The organism is Sorangium sp. So ce367, assembly GCF_051520455.1.
GTDB classification, from domain to species: domain Bacteria; phylum Myxococcota_A; class Polyangia; order Polyangiales; family Polyangiaceae; genus Sorangium; species Sorangium cellulosum_B.
Map to the genome: position 1 here is coordinate 5,342,802 of NZ_CP150334.1, position 21,337 is coordinate 5,364,138.

General features: G+C 71.7%; 18 protein-coding genes. 10 read left to right on the plus strand and 8 right to left on the minus strand.

The genetic code is table 11. From position 1 onward, the window contains the following. Window positions 1-34: 34 nt before the first annotated feature. Both WME97_RS20290 and WME97_RS20295 read left to right on the plus strand, forming a co-directional pair. The gene (locus WME97_RS20290) at window positions 35-709 is read left to right on the plus strand and encodes a glutathione S-transferase family protein (protein ID WP_437554065.1); all 675 of its coding nucleotides are present in this window, start codon (window positions 35-37) and stop codon (window positions 707-709) included. A 108-nt stretch (window positions 710-817) separates the two neighbouring features. Next, window positions 818-2,563 (plus strand): cation:proton antiporter, encoded by a 1,746-nt coding sequence (locus WME97_RS20295; protein WP_437554067.1) that lies wholly within the window; start codon window positions 818-820, stop codon window positions 2,561-2,563. A 59-nt stretch (window positions 2,564-2,622) separates the two neighbouring features. Here WME97_RS20295 and WME97_RS20300 read toward each other — a convergent pair whose 3' ends face one another. Continuing rightward, window positions 2,623-3,561: a DMT family transporter gene (locus WME97_RS20300; RefSeq protein WP_437554069.1), complete on the minus strand. Its 939-nt coding sequence runs from the start codon at window positions 3,559-3,561 to the stop codon at window positions 2,623-2,625. A gap of 290 nt (window positions 3,562-3,851) precedes the next feature. Here WME97_RS20300 and WME97_RS20305 point away from each other — a divergent pair, with 290 nt between their 5' ends. Next, window positions 3,852-4,742: an MlaE family ABC transporter permease gene (locus WME97_RS20305; RefSeq protein WP_437554071.1), complete on the plus strand. Its 891-nt coding sequence runs from the start codon at window positions 3,852-3,854 to the stop codon at window positions 4,740-4,742. Window positions 4,743-4,757: 15 nt separating this feature from the next. Then, entirely contained in the window at window positions 4,758-5,615 is an 858-nt protein-coding gene (locus WME97_RS20310; RefSeq protein WP_437554072.1) for an MlaE family ABC transporter permease, read from the plus strand. Between the two features lie 31 nt (window positions 5,616-5,646). Here the strand turns inward: WME97_RS20310 and WME97_RS20315 are convergent, their stop codons facing one another. Beyond that, window positions 5,647-6,387, minus strand: a complete 741-nt coding sequence (locus WME97_RS20315) for an ABC transporter ATP-binding protein (protein WP_272099386.1) — start codon at window positions 6,385-6,387, stop codon at window positions 5,647-5,649. Between the two features lie 197 nt (window positions 6,388-6,584). Here WME97_RS20315 and WME97_RS20320 point away from each other — a divergent pair, with 197 nt between their 5' ends. Beyond that, on the plus strand, window positions 6,585-7,607 hold the full coding sequence (locus WME97_RS20320) for an MlaD family protein (protein WP_437554075.1): 1,023 nt from the start codon (window positions 6,585-6,587) through the stop codon (window positions 7,605-7,607). 121 nt (window positions 7,608-7,728) lie between these two features. On the opposite strand, the gene WME97_RS20325 is transcribed toward WME97_RS20320, so the two are convergent. Beyond that, a complete protein-coding gene (locus WME97_RS20325; protein WP_437554077.1) occupies window positions 7,729-7,944 on the minus strand; it encodes a biotin/lipoyl-binding carrier protein in 216 nt (71 codons plus the stop codon). Window positions 7,945-8,466: 522 nt separating this feature from the next. Between WME97_RS20325 and WME97_RS20330 the strand changes: the two genes are divergently transcribed. From WME97_RS20330 to rlmB, 3 genes are read left to right on the plus strand one after another with little or no spacing between them, the layout of a single operon-like run. Then, window positions 8,467-9,231 (plus strand): hypothetical protein, encoded by a 765-nt coding sequence (locus WME97_RS20330; protein ID WP_437554078.1) that lies wholly within the window; start codon window positions 8,467-8,469, stop codon window positions 9,229-9,231. Between the two features lie 19 nt (window positions 9,232-9,250). Beyond that, window positions 9,251-10,033, plus strand: a complete 783-nt coding sequence (gene pyrF, locus WME97_RS20335) for an orotidine-5'-phosphate decarboxylase (protein WP_437554080.1) — start codon at window positions 9,251-9,253, stop codon at window positions 10,031-10,033. Beyond that, window positions 10,030-10,776: a 23S rRNA (guanosine(2251)-2'-O)-methyltransferase RlmB gene (gene rlmB / locus WME97_RS20340; protein ID WP_437554082.1), complete on the plus strand. Its 747-nt coding sequence runs from the start codon at window positions 10,030-10,032 to the stop codon at window positions 10,774-10,776. The genes pyrF and rlmB overlap by 4 nt, the downstream gene beginning before the upstream one ends. Window positions 10,777-11,252: 476 nt before the next feature. On the opposite strand, the gene WME97_RS20345 is transcribed toward rlmB, so the two are convergent. Both WME97_RS20345 and WME97_RS20350 read right to left on the minus strand, forming a co-directional pair. Continuing rightward, window positions 11,253-12,425, minus strand: a complete 1,173-nt coding sequence (locus tag WME97_RS20345) for a cysteine desulfurase family protein (protein WP_437554084.1) — start codon at window positions 12,423-12,425, stop codon at window positions 11,253-11,255. Then, entirely contained in the window at window positions 12,425-13,696 is a 1,272-nt protein-coding gene (locus tag WME97_RS20350) for a hybrid sensor histidine kinase/response regulator (protein WP_437554086.1), read from the minus strand. The genes WME97_RS20345 and WME97_RS20350 overlap by 1 nt, the downstream gene beginning before the upstream one ends. A gap of 364 nt (window positions 13,697-14,060) precedes the next feature. On the opposite strand from WME97_RS20350, the gene lnt reads away from it, so the two are divergent. After that, window positions 14,061-15,776, plus strand: a complete 1,716-nt coding sequence (gene lnt, locus WME97_RS20355) for an apolipoprotein N-acyltransferase (RefSeq protein ID WP_437554088.1) — start codon at window positions 14,061-14,063, stop codon at window positions 15,774-15,776. Between the two features lie 213 nt (window positions 15,777-15,989). Here lnt and WME97_RS20360 read toward each other — a convergent pair whose 3' ends face one another. The 3 genes from WME97_RS20360 to coaE all read right to left on the minus strand — a co-directional run bounded on the left by WME97_RS20360 (window position 15,990) and on the right by coaE (window position 19,034). Continuing rightward, window positions 15,990-16,640 carry a DUF72 domain-containing protein gene (locus tag WME97_RS20360; protein WP_437554090.1) on the minus strand — a complete coding sequence of 217 codons (651 nt, stop codon included), beginning with the start codon at window positions 16,638-16,640 and terminating at the stop codon, window positions 15,990-15,992. 124 nt (window positions 16,641-16,764) lie between these two features. Continuing rightward, a complete protein-coding gene (locus WME97_RS20365) occupies window positions 16,765-18,318 on the minus strand; it encodes a ribonuclease H-like domain-containing protein (protein WP_437554092.1) in 1,554 nt (517 codons plus the stop codon). 65 nt (window positions 18,319-18,383) lie between these two features. After that, window positions 18,384-19,034 carry a dephospho-CoA kinase gene (gene coaE, locus WME97_RS20370; protein ID WP_437555441.1) on the minus strand — a complete coding sequence of 217 codons (651 nt, stop codon included), beginning with the start codon at window positions 19,032-19,034 and terminating at the stop codon, window positions 18,384-18,386. A 305-nt stretch (window positions 19,035-19,339) separates the two neighbouring features. Here coaE and WME97_RS20375 point away from each other — a divergent pair, with 305 nt between their 5' ends. Further along, window positions 19,340-21,337, plus strand: coding sequence for a putative bifunctional diguanylate cyclase/phosphodiesterase (locus WME97_RS20375; protein ID WP_437554094.1), 1,998 nt, complete (start codon window positions 19,340-19,342; stop codon window positions 21,335-21,337).

The following is a 21,337-nucleotide window of genomic DNA, read 5'->3' on the forward strand; positions in this document are numbered from 1 at the left end:
CCGCGCGGGTCGGCCGCGGTGGTAGAGTCCGCGCATGTCTGAGCTCACCCTCTACCTCGGGAACAGGACCTATTCATCGTGGTCGCTCCGGGCCTGGCTCGTCCTGAAGCAGGCTGGCGCCGATTTCGAAGAGGTGGTGATCCCTCTCCAGGCGCCCGGCACGCGCACCCTGGAGATCCAGCGTTACTCTCCGTCGGGCAAGGTGCCGGCCTTGCAGCACGGGGCGCTCACGATCTGGGAGTCGCTCGCGATCGCCGAGTACGCGGCGGAGCTCTTCCCCGCGGCGAAGCTCTGGCCGGAGGCGCGCGACGCGCGCGCCGTCGCGCGATCGGTGAGCGCCGAGATGGCGAGCAGCTTCACCGCGCTCCGCACCGCGCTGCCGATGAACGTGCGGCGGAAGATCCAGGGCGTGGCGCTCACCGACGAGGCGTCGCAGGACATCGCGCGCGTCCAGGCGATATGGAGCGACTGCCGATCGCGCTTTGGCCAGGGAGGCGAGTTCCTGTTCGGGCGCTTCAGCGTGGCGGACGCCATGTACGCGCCGGTCGCGACGCGGTTCGACACGTACGGCGTCGAGCTCGACGCGGTCTCCCGGCGCTACGTGGCGTCGATCCTCGCGCTGCCCGCGATGCAGGCGTGGATCGCGAAGGCCAGGGAGGAGCCGCACATCATCGAGGCGTACGAGGCCATCGGCGTCGTGGGCGTGTAGCTCGTAAACAGATAGGTAGAGGGGAGCGCGGCCCACGCCGCGCTCGGGATCACCCACGGCGCCGCACCGCGACGCGGCGGACGGCGACGGAAAGCGCTAGACGGGGACATGCCGCACGAACTCGATCTTATCCTCACGATCACGGGCGGGCTCACCGGAGCCCTGGCGCTCGGCTTCGTCACCCAGCGCCTAAGGCTGTCCCCTATCGTGGGCTACCTGCTGGCCGGCATCCTCGTCGGCCCCTTCACCCCGGGGTTCGTGGCGGACAAGCGGCTCGCGGACCAGCTCGCGGAGATCGGGGTCATCCTGCTGATGTTCGGGGTCGGCCTGCAGTTCCACGTCCGCGAGCTCCTCGCCGTGCGCAAGGTCGCCGTGCCCGGCGCCCTCATCCAGATCGCGGTCGCCACGGCGCTCGGCGCCCTGGTCGGCCGCGCCGCGGGCTGGACGTGGGGCGCGGCGGTCGTCTTCGGCGTCGCCATCTCGGTGGCGAGCACCGTCGTGCTCACGCGGGTCCTCAGCGACAACGACGTCCTGCACACCCCCGCTGGCCACCTCGCCATCGGCTGGCTCGTGCTCGAGGACGTCTTCACCGTGCTGGTGCTCGTGCTGCTCCCCGCCGTGATGGGCGAAGCCGCGGGCGCGGGCGCGGCGGGCGTCGCCGTGTCCGTGGGGATCGCGGTCCTGAAGCTCTCGGGGCTCGTGGCGTTCATCTTCATCGTCGGACAGCGCGTCATCCCCGGGCTGCTGGGGTACGTGGCGAAGACCGGCTCGCGGGAGCTCTTCACGCTGACGGTGCTCGTCGTCGCGCTCGGCGTCGCCGTGGGCTCCGCCATGCTCTTCGGATCGTCGATGGCGCTCGGCGCCTTCCTCGGCGGCCTGGTCGTCGGCCAGTCCGACTTCAGCTCGCGCGCCGCCTCGGAGGCGCTCCCGATGCGCGACGCGTTCGCCGTGCTGTTCTTCGTCTCGGTGGGGATGCACCTCGACCCGGCGCAGCTCGCGGTGGGCTGGCAGCTGGCCGCGGGGACGCTCGCGGTGGTGCTGTTCGGCAAGCCGCTCGCCGCGCTCGTGGTGACGACGCTGCTCCGCCGCCCCCTCCAGACCGGCTTCGCCGTGGCCCTCTCGCTCGCGCAGATCGGGGAGTTCTCGTTCATCCTCGCGGCGCTCGGCAAGAAGCTCGGCGTCCTCCCCGTCGAGGCCGAGCAGGCGCTCGTCGTCGCCGCCATCGTGTCGATCACGCTGAACCCGATGCTCTTCGGCTTCCGCGATCGCCTCGCGCGGTGGACGTCCGCGCTCTTCCAGCAGCGCGACGCCGCCCTCGCGGAGGCCGAGGCCGCTTCGCTGGACGAGCATGCCCACCGCACCGTCGTGGTGGGCTACGGCCCTGTCGGGAAGACGCTGACGCGGCTGCTCCGTGAGAACGGCATCGCGCCGACCGTCGTCGAGCTGAACCTCGACACGGTGAAGCAGCTGCAGGACCAGGGCATCCGCGCGATCTACGGCGACGCCACGCAGCGGGAGATCCTCGAGCGGGCCGGGGTCGGGACGGCGGACAGCCTGCTGTTCACGGCGGCCGGCGCGCCCGGGGACGGGGTGATCGAGCAGGCGAAGGGCGTGAACCCGCGGCTGTTCGTCCTCGCCCGCGCCTTCTACCTGCGCGAGGTGACCGCGCTGAAGAAGGCGGGCGCGGACGTCGTGGTGACCGGCGAGGCGGAGGTCGCGTTCTCGATGACCGAGCGCCTCCTCGTGCGGCTGGGCGCGACGTCCGAGCAGCTCGAACGCGAGCGCGATCGCGTCCGGAGCGAGCTCTTCGGCAGCGGCTCACCAGGGCCTCGCCCCGCGGTGCACGACGCCTGACCTCGCGGCGGGCATGCGCCGCGCCCCGCGGCCCCGGCGCTCCCGAGCGGGGCGCAGGTTCACTTCGACTTGCCGAGCCAGGTCACCCCGCCCACGACCAGCGTGAGCCCGACGACCTGCTGCCACGTGGCCGGCTCCCCCAGGATGACCCACGAGAACGCGATCGTGAGCACCGGGCCCAGCGTCGAGAACGTCGCCGCGCGGCCCGCGCCGAGCCGCCGGATGGCGGCGGCGAGCAGCACGATGGGGAGCACCGTGCTGATCGTCGCCATCGCCGCCGCGTACCCCCACACCGACGCCGGGAGCTCGCCCAGCCTCGCCGGGCTCCCCGTCGCCGCGTAGTGCGCGAGCACCATCAGGCACGATGCCGCCCCGCAGTACGCGGCGAGGCGCGTCGAGCCGACCCTGGAGGCGAGCTTGCCGACGCCGATGTAGTAGAGCGCGTAGGTCACCGAGCTCGCGAACACCCACGCTCCGCCGATGGCGACGGCCCGCACGTCCCCGGATTGCTCGAGATCGTGCCAGACGGCCGCCCCGAGCCCGAGATAACACACGGCGAGCGCTCCCCAGGCCTTCCCGTGGACTGGCTGCTTCAGCCACACCGCGCCGATCAGGAGGACGAGCGTCGGATACACGAACAGGATCAGCCGCTCGAGGCCGGTGCTGATGTACGTGAGCCCGATGAAGTCGAACAGGCTGGAGAGGTAATATCCGATGAACCCGACGATCAGCACACCTCCCCAGAGGCGAGGCGTCAGCGGCCCTTCGGCCGCGCCGCGCTCCCTCCGGGCGAGCCACAGGAAGAATGGCAGCGCGATGCCCATCCGCAGCGCCAGCAGCGTCACCGCGTCGACGGGGTGCGCGGCGTAGGCGAGCTTCACGAAGATCGCCTTAAGCGCGAATGTCGCCGCCGAGAGGACGGCGAACGTCCGGCCGTCGTCGAGGAGGCCAGCCCGGATCTCGCCCGTCAACGCGCCCACGCCCTCATGAGGGGACATCCCATCTGCTTCTCTGCTCTTCACCAGGCTCGCTCCACCAGGGGACCGGACATCGTCGCCGACAGCCCGCCTCCGGGCCGGCGCGCTCGTCCGGCGGGAGGCGCGCCGGCGTTGCGCGCAGGAGCGCGCGTTTGCCACCGCACGAGGCTGCCTCGAAGTGAGGCGGGCACATTTCAGGTAGAGGACGATCTCCTGCTTGGGTAGCGGTCTCGACCTCTCGGGCGTCGGCCTCTGGGGACGCCAGATCGCGCCGCGCTCCCCGGGAGCCTTGGGCTAAGCTCCCGTTTCCCATGACGTCTCCTGCTGGCCCAGGCACCGCCGCGCGCGCTGACGGCGGCGGCGCGCTCGCCTCGTCCGGCGCGCCGCCCGCGCCCCCCGTGAAGCGGCCGCGGGCGCCGCTCCCGCAGGAGCCCTCCGGCGTCCACCAGCTCGGCGGCTCGTTCCTCCAGATCGCCGCCACGGTGGGCGGCATGGCCGTGCTCGCGGGCAAGATCGCGGCGCGCGTGGCCACGCTCCGCGTCGACGGCGCCGAGTTCATGCGCAATCTCTACAGGATGGGCGTCAAGTCGATGCCCATCGTCGTCGTGACCGCCCTCTTCACGGGCGCCATCATGGTCATCCAGGCGGCGCCGCTGGTCGAGCGCTTCGGCGCGCACGGCCTGCTCGGCTGGGGCGCCGGCTTCGGCACGCTCCGCGAGATCGCCCCGCTGCTCACGGCGCTCATGATCAACGGCCGCGTCGGCGCCAACAACACCGCCGAGCTCGGCACGATGGTCGTCACCGAGCAGATCGACGCCCTCCGCGTCCTCGCGATCGACCCGGTGAGCTTCCTCATCGCCCCGCGCTTCCTCGCGATGGTGCTGACGCTGCTCCTCTCGGTGATCTTCGCCGACGCGCTCGCCCTGCTCGGCGCCGCGCTGACCGGCGACCTCCTCCTCGGCGTCGCCCCGGCCGTCTTCTACAACGGCCTCACGAGCGGGCTCCTCGACATCGGCGACGTCATGAGCGGCCTCGTCAAGAGCGTCGTCTTCGGCGTCGTGCTCGCGCTCTCGAGCTGCCAGTACGGCCTCGGCGTGACCGGCGGCGCGCCCGGCGTCGGCCGCGCCGTCAACGCGACCGTCGTCGCCTCGGCCGCCGGCATCTTCATCCTCGACTACTTCGTCTCCTTCACGCTCGACTGATCGGCGGCGCCGCGCATGCCCTCCCCGGACAAGAGCTCCTCCGATCGCCCGAGCGCCGGCCCGCCCTCGAGCGAGCTCAGGGATGTCGCGCCGGAGGCGTCCGGCGTCGCCGCGATCGGCGCCGCCGCGCTGTCCCTCTTCCAGTCGGCGCGCGAGCTCTACTCGGTATTTGTGAGGACGCTTTACTACTGCGCGAAGGGGCGCCGCGAGCCGGGCGCGGTGCTCCAACAGATGTACGAGATCGGCAACAAATCGCTGTTCTTCCTGACGGTCGTGATGGGCTTCATCGGGATGATCATGGTCTTCCAGGCCGGCCAGCAGGCGAAGCGGGTCATCCCGGATCTGACCATGCTCGGGGCGACGTACCTCGAGCTGCTCGTCCGCGATCTCGCCGCGTCGATCGCCGCGCTGATGCTCGCCACGCGGGTCGGAGCGGGCATCGCCGCCGAGATCGGCTCGATGGTGGTGACCGAGCAGGTCGACGCGCTCCGCATGTGCGCGGCCGATCCGATCGACTACCTCATCAAGCCGCGGTTCATCGCGAGCCTCCTCATGACCACGTGCCTCATCGTCTGGAGCGCCGCGGTCTCCTTCACCACCGGCATGGTCACCGCGTACAGCATGTTCGACGTCAGCCCCGAGACGTTCATGAACGTCAGCCTCGTCGACGCGGGTGATCTCGCGACCGGCCTCGCGAAGTGCGTGGCCTACGGCGCCGCGATCCCGGTGGTCTCGGGCCACTCCGGGCTGTCCACCTTCGGCGGCAGCGAGGGCGTTGGCTGGGCGACGACGCGCGCGGTCGTGAACTCCTCGCTCGCGGTCATCGTGCTCAACATGCTGATCTCGGCGGCCGCCTTCCTGATCTTCCGCTAGGCGGGCGGCCCCGCCGCGCCGCGCCGGCGCCTCACTCGATCGGCCCCTCGGCGCTGCCGGTGATGAACTGCTGCACGACCGGATCCGGCGAGCCCTGGAACGCCGCGCGATCCCCGAGCAGGCGCACCAGACCTTGATAGAGCATGACGATGCGGTCGGCGATCGTGAAGATGCTCACGAGGTCGTGGCTCACGACGATGCTCGTCACGCCGAGCGTGTCGCTGAGCTCGCGGATCAGCTTGTCGACGCGCCGCGCGCTCACCGGATCGAGGCTCGTGGTCGGCTCGTCGAAGAGCACGTAGCGCGGGTCGAGCGTGAGCGCGCGGGCGATGGCGACGCGCTTGCGCATCCCGTCGCCGAGCTCCGGCGGGAAGCGGTCCCCGAACTCGCGCATATGCACCTGCTCGAGCCGCCGCCGCGCCTCCGCGAGCGCTTCCTTCGGCCTGAGCCCCTTGTGCTTGCGGAGCGGGAGCGCGACGTTCTCGGCGCACGTCATCGAGTCGAACAGCGTCGAGTGCTGGAACACCATCGCGCACTTCATCCTCACCGGGTACATCCGGGCCTCGTCGAAGCGGCTCACCTCCTCTCCGTCCAGCCAGATCTCCCCGCCGTCCGGATAGAGCAACCCCACGAGGTGCTTGATGAGCACGCTCTTCCCGACCCCCGACTGCCCGATGATGAAGAACACCTCGCCGTCCTCGACGTCGAACGAGACATCCTTGAGGACATCTTTGGGGCCAAAGGATTTTCGGACATTTCGGAACGAAATCATCGGGACCTGGCAATTCCGGGAAGACGCGAGAGAAGAAGCGAGAGAAGAGGCGAGAGAAGAAGCGAGAAGCGCGGTTGCGTCAAAGCAATGGCTGCGCGAAGCGTCACGCCGCCCGCTGGAATATCGCGCTGCGGCAGGTGGATCCTGGCCTATTTCCCTCACCCGGCCGCCGCCAGATCGGAGAAGATAACGAACTCATGGCAAGCCCGCGATCGATCGAGGTCAAGGTCGGGATCCTCATCCTGACGGCGCTCGGGCTCCTCGCCACGTTCATCCTCGTGATGGGCGGGGTCAACTTCCAGCCGAAGTACTCGATCTACGTCGAGTTCGACAACCCGGGCGGCCTCCAGACCGGGGCGCCGGTGAAGATCGCCGGCGTGGAGGTCGGCAAGCTGAGCGAGATCCACTTCAGCGGCGGCAAGCTCGGCAAGGACGGCAAGCGCGAGCCGCTCGTGCGGATCCAGGTGCGCCTCGAGGAACGCTACCAGCAGAGCATCCACGACAACGCCACGTTCTACGTCACCACGCAGGGCGTGCTCGGCGAGCAGTTCCTCGCGATCGAACCCGGCTCGACCGACAGGCCGGTGATCCCGCCGAACGCCGTCGTCCGGGGGCTCGATCCGCCGCGCCTCGACATGCTGCTCGCCGAGGGCTACGAGCTCCTGCACGCGACGGTCTCGGCGATGCGCGAGCACCGCGAGGAGGTCGGGGAGGCGTTCGACGGGCTCCGGAAGACGCTGAAGGGCACCGGCGACTTCATGCACCGAAACCAGGATCGGCTCGATCGCATCGCCGAGAACGTCGAGCAGATGAGCGTCGACGGCACCGATCTCGTGAAGGACGCCCGGCAGCGGTACGTGAACAACCCGCAGATCGACCGCATCCTCGCGAACACCGATCAGCTGACCGGGACGGCCGCGCGCGATCTGCCGCCGCTCATGGCGGACGCGCGCGAGACGCTGGCGAACGCGCGCCGCCTCTCGACCACGGTCGGCGGCGAGACCGAGCAGGTCAAGATCAGGAAGACGCTCGACGACATCGCCGAGATCGCGGGCAGGGCGAGGGCTGCGACCGCCGACGCCCAGGCGGTCCTCGCCCACGTGAAGCGCGGCAAGGGGACGGTCGGCGCGCTCGTGATGGATGAGCAGCTGTTCGACGACCTGCAGGAGCTCGCGCGCGACCTGAAGCACAACCCCTGGAAGTTCTTCTGGCGCGAGTGAGCGGCGCCGCGCGCGTCCTGCGAGGGCGCACGACCGCGCCCCGCGCGCCGGGCCGATGACCCGGGCGTGCGCGCGATGTACGTCCGTGGGCCGTCGGGTCCCCGCCGGCCCTGACGGTCGATCAGGTCAGCCTGACCAGCGGGGCGCCTTCCGTGACGGCGGCCCCCTCGGTGACGAGGATCTCCTCGACCGTCCCCGCTTCCTCAGCCTCGACAGGCATCTCCATCTTCATGGACTCGAGGATGACGACGACGGTCCCCTCTTCGACCTCGTCGCCCGGCTTGACCTCGATCTTCCAGACCGTACCGGTGATGTGCGCCTTGATGAGTTTCGCCATGGGCGCGCGACGCTACCGGAGAGCCACCGAGAATCCAACGGGGCCGTGGTGAGCGAAGGAGCCCGCCCTCGGGCGGCACCTTCTTCCGTGATGCCCTGGGCGCCCTCGGCGACGGACCAGTTCGTCCGGCGGCGCAGGCGCGCGGTGACGACCGGGGGGAACGGAGGTGAACCAACGAGGACCAAGGAGAACGGAGGGCACGCGAGGTAAACGAGGTGGCCGACGTGGCCGAGGTGACCGAGGTGACCGAGGTGACCGAGGTGAACACGTGGAGGTGAGGTGGAAGGGACGGAGCGCAACGATTTCCGCTGGTACCTGCGGTGCACCACGGCGATACTCTGGCTGGCGACTCCGCGGCGCCTCGACATCACGAGGGTCGTGGCGTTCGCGAATAATTGCGTCAAAGCCGCTCTGCGGGTCAGAATCGTCCTGCTCGGTGGCCCTCCGAGGGCGACCTGCAGGTCCCCGCACCGCCCCTTGGTAGCCCAACCGCACGCGCTCGATCGAAGGAGCCACGAGGTCATGTCGGAACAGAAGGAAAGCTCGGTCCTGTTCTCGCTCAAGGAGCTGATGAACCTCGAGGAGGATCGCATCAAGAGCGAAGAGGCCCAGAAGGCCGCCGCCGCCGCCGCCGCCGAGAAGGCGCGCGTCGAGGCGGAGCGCGCGGCGCGCGATGCCGAGGAGCAGCGCATCCGCACCGAGGAGGAGCGCCGTCGCAACGAGGAGCGCCGGTCCCGCGAGGAGGCGGCGCGGCTCGAGGCGATCCGGCAGGCCGAGATCGAGAAGGCGCGCGTCGAGGCCGAGCAGAAGGCGCGGCTCGAGGCGATGGCCGCGCAGCAGCACCACGAGCGCTCGCTCGCGGCGCTGCAGCAGGACGAAGGGAAGAAGAAGCTGCGCAAGCTCCTCATCGGCGGCGCAATCGCCAGCGTGCTGGTGATCGGCATCGTCACGGTCGTCGCCGTCGACTCGGCGCAGAAGAACGAGGCGCGCATCCAGGCCGAGGCCGCGAGGGCCCGCGAGCTCGAGGAGGCGAACAAGCGCCTCGAGGCGCAGTTCAAGGAGTCCGAGGGCAAGATGGCCGGGCTGCGCGATCAGCTCGCGACCGCCAAGGACGAGGCGACGCGCCTCGCCCTGCAGAAGCAGCTCGAGGCCGAGCAGCAGAAGCAGGAGCAGCTGCGCCGCGGCGGCGGCGGACGCCCGGCCGCGGGCGGCGCGCCGGCGAGCGGCGGCGGCGCCAAGGCGCCCTGCAACTGTGCCCCTGGCGATCCGCTCTGCAGCTGCCTCTGACGCGGAACTGGGTCCCTGAATGGCCAACTTCAGCTCCGTCAGGCAGAGAACGAGCCTCGGCAGCGGCTCGCTCGACGAGGCGCGCCGCAGGCTCGTCTTCCCGCTCGACTACGCGAACCTCGACGACGCCAGGGCGGCGGCGATCCGCATCGCCCCCTCGATCGGCGTGCTCAAGGTCGGTCTGGAGCTGTTCGTCTGCGAGGGACCGAAGGCGGTCGAGATCGGCAATTCGCTCGGGCTCGACGTCTTCCTCGATCTGAAGCTGCACGACATCCCCGAGACGGTGGCGCGGGCGGTGGCGGGCGCCGCCGCGCTCGGGGTCCGGTACCTGACGGTGCACGCGGCAGGCGGCGCCGAGATGCTGAGGCGCGCGGCCAGCGAGGCGGCGCGCTCCCAGGACATGATCCTGCTCGCCGTCACCGTGCTCACGTCGCTCGACGACGGCGATCTCGCCGCGCAGGGCGTGCAGCGGAGCGCGTCCGAGCACGTGGTCCGGCTGGCGCAGCTCGCGCGCGGCGCGGGCGTCCACGGGTTCGTCGCCTCGCCGCACGAGGTGCCCGCGCTGCGGGAGGCGCTCGGGCGGGGCGAGCTCATCGTGACGCCCGGCATCCGCCTCGGTGCAGGCGAAGGCAGCGCACAAGGCGATGATCAGAGGCGCATCGCCACGCCCTCGGCCGCGATCTCGGCCGGCGCAGATCTCCTCGTGGTCGGCCGGCCGATCCGCGACGCGGCCGATCCGCTCGCCACGGCGCGCTCGATCGTCCAGGAGATCGCGCACACGCTCCACCCTCCGCGCCCGTGAGCCGCCTCGTCTACGGTCTCCAGCCGGTTCGTGAGGCGATCCGCGCGCACGGCGCGCGCGTCGGGTGGGTCCTTGTCCAGCGCGACGGCGGCCCGAAGCTCGACGCGCTCGCGCGCCTCGCGGAGGGCCAGGGCATCCCGACCGAGCGCGCGCCCCGCAACGAGCTCGATCGCCGCAGCGCCGGCGGGCGTCACCAGGGGGCCGTGGCCTCGGCGCCCGAGCTCCAGATCGTCGGTGTCGACGAGATCCCGGTCGTCGAGGAGGGCCAGCCCGGCGCCGGCACGATCACGGTGGCGCTCGACGGCGTCATGGACCCGCAGAACTTCGGCGCGGTGATCCGCAGCGCCGTCGCCCTGGGCGCCCGGGCCATCCTGTGGCCCGAGCACAGCTCGGCGCCGCTCACCCCGGCGACGTTCCGTGCGTCCGCGGGCGCGATCGAGCACGCGAGGCTGTGCCGCGTCCCCTCCTTGCCCGACGCCCTCGAGGCGCTCGCCGCCCGAGGCGTCGCCGCGATAGCGCTCGACGCCCAGGGTCCGGTGGAGCTCGGCGAGCTGCCCCTGACCGGCCCTGTCGCGATCGTCATCGGCGCCGAGGACAAGGGCACACGCCGCTCGGTCCGCCGCGCCTGCCAGCACGTCGCCCGGCTCCCCATGACCGGCCCCATCGCCTCGCTGAACGCCTCGGTCGCAGGGGCGATCGCGCTCTACGAAGTCGTCCGGCAGCGCCGCGCGTCGAGCGCGTAGCCGGACAGCGCGCTCGGCCTCTCGCGGCGCGCCTCCAGGTCCCGGTCACCGGCGCGCTCGCGCGCCGCGACGTGGCCTGGCAGCACCACCGCACGTCGAGCGCGAGCTCATCCGAGAGCTGGCCTGGACGGCCCTCGATCGATGCGTCCGGAGCCGGCGTGTTCGCGCGCCGCGAGATCGCCGGGCAGCGCCGCAGGCCGACTCCTTACATCAACAAAATTGACAATAAATTCGAATGGATACAATCAGAACCTGAAGCGAAGTCGAGCACCTCGCCGAACGCTGAACAGGCTCACAGCGAGATGCCCGATTCGATCCATTCAATGGATCGACCTAAAGAATCCACAGCCCCCTCAAAAAGCTCAATCACTGCGAAGAGATACCCCTGTGGACTCACCCTTCTCTGCGCGCTAATCCCGAATGGCTCGAGGGATGGTTCAAGAATCGACGGGTTCCCGGTAAGCGACGGGATCGGCTCAGCTTCCGGCTCGAAGCGATTGCAGGCGGGAGAGCACGCGGGCCACGCGGCGCGTGGCCTCGATGAGGTCGGCCTCGGCCGTGTCCTCGCCGATCGAGAAGCGCACGGCGGACGCCGCGCGCTCTGGCCCGAGCATCGCCGTGAGGACCGGGGAAGGCTCGGCGGTCCCGGCGCTGCAGGCCGATCCGCTGGACACGGCGACGCCCTCCAGGTCGAGCGCGGCGCAGAGCTCGTCGCCGCGCCAGCCGGGCCAGGAGAGGTTCGTGATGTGGGGGGCGCGGTCGCCGTCTCCGTTGCGGATCGGCGCGGCGCCGGCCGCGCGCCCGATCTCGACGAGCTCGGCCTCGAGGCGATCGCGGAGCGGGGCGAGCGCTGCGTAGCGGGCAGGACCTCCGATCGCGCGCCGGGCGGCCACGGCGAAGCCGGCCGCGGCGAGCGGGTCCTGCGTCCCGGGCCGCAACCCGCGCTCCTGGGCGCCTCCGAGCAGGACGGGCCGGAGGCGGATGCCCGGCCGGACCGCGAGGGCGCCGATCCCCTTCGGCCCGCGGATCTTGTGGGCCGCGATCGACGCGAGATCCGCCCCGGCCCACGCCTCCGGCGGGAGGCGTCCCACCGCCTGGACGGCGTCCACATGGAGGCGCGCCCCGCGTGCGTGGACGATCGCCGCCGCCTCGGCGATCGGCTGGACGACCCCCGTCTCGTGGTTCACCGCCTGGAGGCTCACGAGCCGCACGGGCGCGACGGCCGCCGCTCGATCCACGGCGGCAGCGATCGCCTCCGGCGCGACCCGGCCGGACGGCTCGGGATCGATCCACGCGACGTGCACGCCGCGGCCGGCGAGCGCCTCGGCGGCGCGGGTCACCGACGGGTGCTCGATCCGCGAGACGACGAGCGCCCCGGATCGCTCGTCGAACGCGTGGCAGAGCGCGAGGTTGTTGGCCTCGGTGCCGCCCGAGGTGAGGATCACGTCGCGCGCGTCGAAGCCCGTCAGCCGGGCGACCGCCTCCCGCGCCTGCTCGATGAACGCGCGCGCCCGACGCCCGGGCCCGTGGACGCTCGCGGGGTTGGCCCAGGCCACCTCCGCCGCGGACTGCATCGCGGCCAGGACCTCGGGGTGCGGCGGCGTCGTGGCGTTCCAGTCGAGGTAGATGGCGCGAGCGGCCGGGTGCATCAGATGGACGAGGGATCGGTGGGAGGCGACGAGGGCGGGCCGAGCCGTCCGGGGGAGCTGCCATCGTCCTGGAAGGGCGCTCGCCGGGCGACCGTCAGGTAGAACGCGGCCCCGGTCAGCGTCTCCCCCTCGATGATCTCGTTGCCGGGAGACGCGACGCGCACGTCGCCGCCGAGCCCCCGGGCGGTGCGCCGCGCGATCGCGAGCCCGACGCCGACGCCGCCGTAGGCGCGCGTGGCCGAGCCGTCGACCTGATAGAACGGCTCGAAGATGCGCGACTGGCGGTCCGCCTTGACCCCGGGCCCGCTGTCGGCGACGCAGAGCTCGTAGTGCCCCGACTGGAGCACGGTGACCCGCACGCCCGCGGTGCCGCCGGCCGGCGTGAACTTCGCCGCGTTCTCGAACAGCTGGATCATCGCCCGCTGCAGGCGGCCTGCGTCGCCCCACGCGGGGAGCGGGCCGCGCGGCAGATCCTCGACGAGCTGGACCTTCCCCTCGGCGAAGCGGTCGGCGACCTGGGCGAGGGCGCGCCGGGTGGTGTCGAGGAAATCGTACTCGGAGTGCATGAAGCGCATCCGACCCGTCTCGATGCCGGTGACGTCGAGGAGGTTGTCGATGAGCGAGCGGAGCCTGCGCACGCAGTCCTCCATCGCGAGGAGCGCCTTCTTCTGCGCCTTGTTGAGCGGGCCGAGCTCCTCGTCGGCGAGCAGCTTCACGTACCCGACGATCGGGGTCATCGGGGTCGCGAGCTCGTGGGAGATGTTGCGGTAGAACTCGGTGCGCGCGGCGTCGAGCTCGCGGAGCCGGGCGTTGGCGCGCGAGAGCTCGGCCACCTTCTGCTCCAGGTGGGCGACGATGCGCTGGCTCTGCTCGCGCAGCCGGAGCGGCCCCTGGGACGCGGGGAGCTCCTCGCGCGCGCCGCTGAGGTAGCGGGCGATGATCGACGGGAAGGAGCGCGCGTCGATCGGCTTCTGGAGGAAGCCGTCGCAGCCGACGGCGAGGCTCGTGTCCCGGTCGCCCTCCGCGGTGATCGCCACGATGGGGACGCCGGCGAGCGACGCCTCGCCGCGCAGGCGCAGGGTGACCTCGAATCCATCGAGGCCCGGGATGTTCAGGTCGACGAGGACGAGGTCGGGGTGCTGCGTACAGGCGAGACGTACCCCTTCGAGCCCGTCGGCGGCCTCTAGGACCTCGTAGCCCGCGTTCTGGAGCAGCTTGCGGACGAGCAGGCGGTTCGCGGGATCGTCCTCGATGTGAAGGATCTTCGACATGGGCTCTGCGGGCGCATAGTAGTCGCGATCGTGGGGGTTCAGGCACGTTCTGCGCGAACTTCCACCGCCTGGCCAGGCTGCGCGGGCGCGTCCTGCGCCGGGGTCGTCCGCTCGGAGCGCTCGTTTGCGGTGCGGGTTGCCAGGCTCGCGCCGAGCGGGTCGCCAGGCTCGCGCCGAGCGGGTTGCCAGGCTCGCGCCGAGCGGGTTGCCAGGCTCGCGCCGAGCGGGTTGCCAGGCTCGCGCCGAGCGGGTTGACGGAGCGACAGCGTCCCTTCAATACGGGGGCCGCCATGCTCGGCCCTTCCAGGTTCCACCGCGCCGCCGTCACGACGGCGCGCTGCCTTCCCTTCCCCGGGCGCTCCCGATGACGACCGCGCACCAGCAAGAGAGCGAGGCCGCCGTCGCAGACGCCGCGGGTGGAGAGACCGCCAGCCTCCCGCTGCCGGACGCGCCGCGCAGCGCGGGCGACCCCCCGGCGAGCGCGGGAAGAGCAGCGCGCGCCCTGCCCGCGCGCCTCGCCTGTGCGCTCGCGGCCCTCAGCGGGCTCTTCTACTTCCTCGGGTTTCCTGGGATGGATCTCTGGCCGATCTCGTTCTTCGGCCTCGTCCCGCTGATCGTCGCGCTGCGCGGACAGACGCCCAGGCGCGCGGCGCTGCTCGGCTGGATCGCCGGCTTCGTCATGACGATGACCGGCTTCTACTGGCTGCTCGAGATGCTGCGGGTGTTCAGCGGATTCCCCACGATCCTCTGCGCGCTCTTCATGGCCATCCTCTGCGGCTACCAGGCCGGGAGGATCGCCCTGTGCGGCTGGCTCTACGGGCGGGCCGAGGCGCGCGGATGGCCAGGCCCGGTGGCCTTCGCGCTCGCGTTCGTGACGAGCGAGCTCGTCTTTCCGCTCCTCTTCCCCTGGTACTACGGCGCGTCGGTCCACAACGCGCCGGTGATGGGCCAGGTCGCGGATCTCGGCGGCCCCTACCTCGTCGGCCTGGTGCTTGTCGCCGCGAACCTCGCGATCGCCGAGCTCGTGATGCTCCGGCTGGATCGCGCGAGCCCCGCGCGGGGCGAAGCCGGCCGCGACGCCGGCCCGCCGCGACGCGGTCGCCCGCTGAACCGCGCGGTCGTCGCGGTGGGGATCGCCGCCCCCGCGCTCGCCGCCGTGTATGGCGTCCTCCGGATCCGCGCCGTGGACGCGGCCGCCGCCGCGGCCGAGCCGATCAAGATCGGGATCGTCCAGCCGAACCTCGCGCTCTTCGACCGGCGGAACGCGCTCAAGATCCACGTGAGCCGGACCCGGGAGCTCGCGCAGCAGGGCGCGGAGCTCGTCGTGTGGAGCGAGGCGGGCGTGCCGCAAGCGTTCCGGGAGTCGGCCTACCAGCGCGAGGTCCAGCGGTCGCTCACGAGCCGCCTCGGCGTCCCCACGGTGGTCGGCACGGTCATCCACCGGCTACCGGCTGACCGGAACGAGCGCGGCGTGAGCTTCAACACGGCGCTCATGGCCGGCAAGGACGGCGAGATCCTCGGTCGATACGACAAGCAGTACCTGCTCGCGTTCGGCGAGTACCTCCCGTTCGGCGAGATGTTCCCGTACCTCTACAAGCTGTCGCCGAACTCGGGCCGCTTCAGCTCCGGCACGTCGCTCGCTCCGCTCGAGTGGGACGGCCACAGGCTCGCGACGATGATCTGCTACGAGGACATCCTGCCACACTTCGTGAACAAGCTGGTCGCCCAGGGCGACCCCGACCTCCTCGTCAACCTCACGAACGACGCCTGGTTCGGCGACTCGACGGAGCCGTGGATCCACCTCGCGCTCGCGAAGATGCGCTCGATCGAGCACCGCCGCTACCTCGTGCGCGCGACGAACAGCGGCGTCTCCGCGATCGTCGACCCGGTCGGGCGGGTCGTCACGCACAGCGACACGTTCAAGGAGCAGTCGCTCCTCGGCGAGGCCCGTTTCATGCGCGCGAAGACCGTCTACGGGACCGTGAAGGACATCCCGTGGTACATCGCCGCGGCCGCGAGCGCCGCCATGGCGCTGTTCACGCGGCCGAAGCGCTGGCGGCTCGGGCGCCGCGAAGGCTGAGCCGCCAGCGCATTCGCGTGGCACACGACGACGCCGCCCGCGGCGCGGTTGACGCTGGAGCACCCAAAGAGCGGCGGTCGCCCGCACAGGAGACGGGCCCAGATCGGCGTTTTCTGCGCGGACGCGTACTCACGTACGCTGAGCACAGAAAACGTCGAGATGGGCCCGTCTCCGAAGCGGGCGACCGTCGCTCCGAAGCGGGCGACCGCCGCTCTAGAGCTTCATCGCCTTTTTGAAGCGCTTCGCGTCGGCGAACATGTCGACGTTCGTGAACACGTACGTCGCGTCGTCGTGCTTCGCGCCGCGCGCGATCTCCGCGAGCCGCTCGATCGCCGGATCCTCGTAGCGCGACTTGTGCCCCGCGGGACCGTGCAGGCGGTAGTAGGCCACCTTCAGCCGCGAGAGCCCCGCGTTCAGCGGATCGCGCGCGGCGAGCGCGCCGACCTCCTGGGTGAGCTCGTCGCACTCGTCCGGATCCCACCCGGGCGGAGGCTCGAAGACGACGCGCTCGAAGCGCTTCTTCACGTTGACGAGGAATTCGCGCAGGATGGCCTTGTTCGCGCGCGTCGGCGTGAACTCCGGGGGGCCGACGAAGACGGCGAGCTTCGCCTCGAGCTCATCCGCGACCGCCTCGATGCTCTTGAGCGCCGTCTCGATCACCTTGCCGTCCCGAAAACCCTCCTGCCCGATCTCGCGCGGACCGAGGAGGGCGAAGCGAAAGCCGCCTGGAGCTTCGCGCCGCCAGCGCCGGATCGTTCCAGGTCCCGGGAGGGACACATGGGTCTCCTGCACCTCCACGAACATGAACTCGCGGAAATAGCGCGTCGCTGGGACGGGAAAACCGGCGCAGCCGACGGTAATCATCGCCCCCACCCTAGCCCACGCGCGCGCTGGCGAGAAGCCAGACCGATGGATTTCTCGATCGGCTCGCCTGGACGCCCGAACGACGCGGGGGCGCGAGGACGTGGTGGAGGCAGTGCATGCCCGCTCACTCCTCCCTCCCCCTCGCGCCGCGGCGCCGCGGCGCCGCTGGCTCGGAGCACGGGCGCGCAGGAGCGCCGTCGACCGCGCCCGCGCCAGCGCCAACGGATTGCTCGAACGGCAGCGCGAGCGCCGCGGCGCTGCGATCGACCTTGCGCTGCAGGCGGGCCCGGCGGCGGGCCTGCGCAGGCTCGGGCTCCGCGGTGCCCTGGTCGGCCAGCTCGAGGGCGCGGGCGAAGGAGCGCACGTGGTGCTCGTAGAGCTTCGCGAGCTCGAGGCGCACCGAGGGATCGTCGATCTCGGCCGCGAGGGCCTCGTAGTCCGCGAGCGCCCGCGCCTTGTCCCCGCGCGCCTTCGCGATGTCGCCGCGCGCCCGCCGCGCGACCGCGCCGCCGCCGCGCTCGACGGCCGCGTCCGCGAGCTCGGCCGCGCGCTCGAGCGCGCCCGCCCGCCGCAGCGTCGCGGCCGCCCCGGCGAGATCGCCGGCGGCGAGGCTGCCGAGCGGCTCGCCGTAGAGGCCGACCAGCGCGACCATCGCGAGGACGTCGGCGGCGTTGTGCTCGACGACCCCGATCAGCGCCTCCTCGTCGCCGGTGCGCAGGAAGTGGGCGTAGCACGCGACGATCTCGCCGCCGGGCACGTCCCCGACGCGCACCCGACCGAGCACGTCGTGCTCGAGGGCGATGAGGGTGCGGCTCTTCAGGCGGGCCTTGTGGATGCGGCGCGCGACGTGGACGAGATCGAGGTGCGGCAGCTCCGGCGGCGGCGGCAGGCGGTTCATCACGTAGCGCGTGCGCAGGAGCGGCATGTCGAACGCCTTGCCGTTGTACGTGACGATCATCGAGGCGCCGGCGAGGCGCTCGGCGAGGCGGCGCAGGATGGGCTCCTCCTCGCCGAGGCGGCGCAGGAGGAGCTGCTCCATGACGAAGCCGTCGGACGAAGGCTCGCCGAGCGGCCCGGCGCTGTCCGCCCCGGGGTCGAACCAGGCGAGGCCGATCAGGAACGGCACGGTGCCCGTGCCGCCCGCGAGGCCCGTGGTCTCCGTGTCGAGGAACAGCGCCCGCCGCACGTCGCAGCCGGCGAGCCCCGGATCGAGCGAGAGGAGCGCGAGCATGGCCGGGTCGGCGTCGCGCGCGGCGACGAGCGGCGCGCGGCCGACGCGGGCCGCCGCGAGCGAGCGGGTGCGACTCGCATAGAGCGGCCCCCCCGGCGTCTGCTCGACATGGAAGGGGAGCTCGCCGCGCGCGGGATCGGCCCTGGGGGTCGGCGGCGCGCCCCGGGCGACGATGCGGGAGATGCGCTCGCGCAGATCGTCGAGCGACGGTCGAGCGACGCCCGTCGAGGGCGATGCAGACGCCGCGGCCGGCGCCACAGCGGCCGGCGCCGCGTCGGTCGGAGCCGCCGCCGCGGCCGGCGGTGCGGGAGGAGCTTCGGAGGAGCCGGCGCCGTCCACGGCGGGACCGCGATCGAGCGACGCCTGCGCGGGGGCGAGCGGCGGAGCGCCGCGGCGCTCCGCCGGGAGCGGTCCGAGCCGCGCGAGCTTCGACTTGAACGACGTCATCGGCCGGTCGCGAGGTTTCCACGCCGGGCACTGCGCATCAAGTCAGTGGTCCAGCGGAGGCCGCGTCAGGGATCCTGGCCCGACCCCTTCCGCGCGGCGCTGGGACCGACGCCGAGCTTCGCCCGGATCGAGGCGAGCACCTCGTCGGCTTGCCGCTCGGTCGCGGCGCGATCGCCGGAGTTCTCGATGACGTAGTCGGCCACCGCGACCTTGCTGGCGAGCGGGAGCTGCGCGGCGAGCCGGGCGCGCACGTGGTGTTCGGCCGCGCCGTCCCGCGCCATCGCGCGGGCGATCTGGACCGCCTCGGGCACAGCGACCACGACGAGCGGGCGGAACGCATCGGCGACCCCGTTCTCGACGAGGAGCGCCGCCTCGTAGCAGGCCAGCGGCTCGCCCTGCGCCTGGAGCTCGGCGGCGCGCTCCAGCGTGAGCGCCGTGATGCGCGGGTGCACGATCGCGTTCAGCTGGCGGCGCTTGTCCGGATCGGCGAACACCACCGCGGCGACGCGCGCGCGATCGAGCGAGCCGTCCGGCGAGACCACCTCCGGGCCCAGGGCGCGCACCACCGCGTCGAGCCCCTCGGTGCCCTTCGCCACCACCTCGCGGGCGAGCGCGTCGGCGTCGATGACCGGAAGCCCCCGCGCGCGAAAATGAGCCGCCACCGTGCTCTTGCCAGAGCCCAGGCCGCCGGTGAGCCCGAACAGGACGATCCCCATGGCCACCTCAACCCCCTACCTGGAGCGACCAGCACGCCTCTCCGCTGCCTGATCTCGACCCAGCATCACAACGCATTGCGTTAACACCTGCCTCTGTCGCACCTGCGGTCGAGCGCGGCCGGCGCCGGAAGCCGGAAGAAGGGTGCGACCTGCGCCGGCGCCCACGTCTGCCCGGAGCGCCTGCTCGCCTCGTGACCACCACGACCCGAGCCTACCTCCAAGGGGGGTCTGCGACCGTCGAGTTTCCTCGCCGTCGGCGCTTAAGAAGTCCGCTTCTCCGGGAATGCAACTACCATAACGGGGTGGTGGCAAAGATCGATGACCGGCCGGAGTCGAGCCTGCACGCCGCGTTCGATCGCTCGGACGCGCACCGCGGCTCGCCGGACAAGCAAGTCGCCGCGTGGCTGTCCGAGCTCGACGTCGGCGTGATCGAAGTCGACGCCGAGCAGCGCGTGGTGCGCGTCAACGGTGCAGCGGAGCGGCTGACCGGCTGGTCGATCGTCGAGGCGCGCGGCGCGCTGCTCGATCGCGTGCTCCGGCTGATCCCGGCGGCGGGGACGACGAGCGGAGATCCGGACATCGACGTCGGAGAGATGACCGAGCTGTTCGACGAGGGCGCGCCGGCGAAGGCCGCTGCGCAGCTCACGCCGCGACGCGAGCCGGTGGCGCCGCTCGCGCCGGTGATCATCGACGAGGGCGCGCTGCGCACGCCGGGCGCGCCGCTCGCCGCGCCCGAGGCGGCCACGGCGAGTAGACCGACGTCCGCGCGGTACACCGCGCTGCTCGAGCGCCGCGACGGCTCGGTCATCCCCGTCGTCCACACGATCGGCACGCTCACGGGGCGACCCACGCGCGAGAGCCAGCGCGACTCGAGGCCGCCGCCCGCCCCCGGGCAGCTCGTCCTCTTCCGCGAGCTCGGCGCGCCGGGGCCGTTGCCGATCCACCCGGCCAAGCCCCGCTACGACGCGCTGACGCGGCTCCTCGATCGGTACGCGATCATCGATCGCATCGAGGAGGCGCTGAACGACTGCAGGGCGAACAACACGCCGTACGCGCTCTGCTACATCGACCTGGATCGCTTCCGGCTCGTGAACGCCACGTGCGGGCACGAGGCGGGCGACGATCTGCTCCAGTGGGTCGCAACGCGCGTGCACGAGATCGTCGGCCCGAAGGACGCGGCCGGGCGGATCGGCGGCGACGAGTTCGTCCTCTTGCTCGCGGACAAGAACGAGCGGGAAGCGGAGCGGATCGCGCGCGACCTGCAGATCTGCCTGCTCGAGTTCCGGTTCGGGTGGGCGGAGAAGACGTTCTCGATCGGCGCGAGCATCGGGCTCGTGGTGCTGACCCCGCACTTCGAGCGGGCCGTCGACGTGCTCGGCGCCGCCGATCACGCGTGCCGCATCGCGAAGGAGAACGGGCGCGGGAGGCTGCAGGTCTACCTCGACGACCAGCAGATGACGACGAGCCGGCGCTCGATGCAGTGGGTCGCGAGCCTGCAGCGCCACCTCGCCGAGGGGCGGCTCCGGCTCTACTCGCAGGGCATCCACCCGCTCATCAAGCCGGGCGCGGCGCACACGCCCCGCGGCGCGCACTTCGAGGTGCTCGTCCGGCAGCTCGGCGAGGACGGCCGGTTCTACTCGCCGGTCGGCATCATCCAGGCGGCGGAGCAGAGCGGCCTGATCCACGTGATCGATCGCTACGTCGCGCGGCAGGCGTTCCGGCTCATCGGCGCGCTGCCGCAGCACGCGCTGAGGCGCCTCGACACGTGCTCGATCAACCTGTCGGGCGTGTCGCTGCTGCGCGAGGGCCTGCTCGACTTCATCGTCGAGCAGCTGCACCGGGCGCAGGTGCCTCCGAGCAAGATCTGCTTCGAGATCACCGAGACGGCGGCGCTCGCCAACCTCGGCGAGGTGCTGTGGTTCATGCAGGAGCTCGGCGCCATGGGGTGCCGGTTCGCGATCGACGACTTCGGCAGCGGGCACGCGTCGTACGGCTACCTGGAGAGCCTGCCGGTCGACTACGTGAAGATCGACGGCATGTTCGTGCGCGATCTGAAGGACAACTCGCTCCACCGCGCGATCGTGGAGTCGGTGCACCGGATCGGCGACACGCTCGGCATCAAGACCGTCGCCGAGCAGGTGGAGAACCAGGAGATCGCCGAGCTGCTCACGTCGATGGGCATCCACTACGCGCAGGGGTGGCACTTCGACAAGCCGCAGCCGCTCGTGGACCTGTGCGGGTCGCTGCGCGCCCAGGGCGAGCCGAGCATCCCGGACACGACCGGCTCGCAGGAAGGCCGCTGA

Excerpts from the sequence above, each read along its gene's own strand:
- WME97_RS20345 (WP_437554084.1), bottom strand. The coding sequence starts at position 12,425 with ATGCACCCGGCCGCTCGCGCCATCTACCTCGACTGGAACGCCACGACG.
- WME97_RS20350 (WP_437554086.1), bottom strand. The coding sequence starts at position 13,696 with ATGTCGAAGATCCTTCACATCGAGGACGATCCCGCGAACCGCCTGCTC.
- WME97_RS20310 (WP_437554072.1), top strand. The coding sequence starts at position 4,758 with ATGCCCTCCCCGGACAAGAGCTCCTCCGATCGCCCGAGCGCCGGCCCG.
- WME97_RS20305 (WP_437554071.1), top strand. The coding sequence starts at position 3,852 with ATGACGTCTCCTGCTGGCCCAGGCACCGCCGCGCGCGCTGACGGCGGC.
- WME97_RS20295 (WP_437554067.1), top strand. The coding sequence starts at position 818 with ATGCCGCACGAACTCGATCTTATCCTCACGATCACGGGCGGGCTCACC.
- WME97_RS20365 (WP_437554092.1), bottom strand. The coding sequence starts at position 18,318 with ATGACGTCGTTCAAGTCGAAGCTCGCGCGGCTCGGACCGCTCCCGGCG.
- WME97_RS20290 (WP_437554065.1), top strand. The coding sequence starts at position 35 with ATGTCTGAGCTCACCCTCTACCTCGGGAACAGGACCTATTCATCGTGG.
- WME97_RS20320 (WP_437554075.1), top strand. The coding sequence starts at position 6,585 with ATGGCAAGCCCGCGATCGATCGAGGTCAAGGTCGGGATCCTCATCCTG.
- WME97_RS20315 (WP_272099386.1), bottom strand. The coding sequence starts at position 6,387 with ATGATTTCGTTCCGAAATGTCCGAAAATCCTTTGGCCCCAAAGATGTC.
- lnt (WP_437554088.1), top strand. The coding sequence starts at position 14,061 with ATGACGACCGCGCACCAGCAAGAGAGCGAGGCCGCCGTCGCAGACGCC.
- WME97_RS20330 (WP_437554078.1), top strand. The coding sequence starts at position 8,467 with ATGTCGGAACAGAAGGAAAGCTCGGTCCTGTTCTCGCTCAAGGAGCTG.
- WME97_RS20360 (WP_437554090.1), bottom strand. The coding sequence starts at position 16,640 with ATGATTACCGTCGGCTGCGCCGGTTTTCCCGTCCCAGCGACGCGCTAT.
- pyrF (WP_437554080.1), top strand. The coding sequence starts at position 9,251 with ATGGCCAACTTCAGCTCCGTCAGGCAGAGAACGAGCCTCGGCAGCGGC.
- coaE (WP_437555441.1), bottom strand. The coding sequence starts at position 19,034 with ATGGGGATCGTCCTGTTCGGGCTCACCGGCGGCCTGGGCTCTGGCAAG.
- WME97_RS20325 (WP_437554077.1), bottom strand. The coding sequence starts at position 7,944 with ATGGCGAAACTCATCAAGGCGCACATCACCGGTACGGTCTGGAAGATC.
- WME97_RS20300 (WP_437554069.1), bottom strand. The coding sequence starts at position 3,561 with ATGTCCCCTCATGAGGGCGTGGGCGCGTTGACGGGCGAGATCCGGGCT.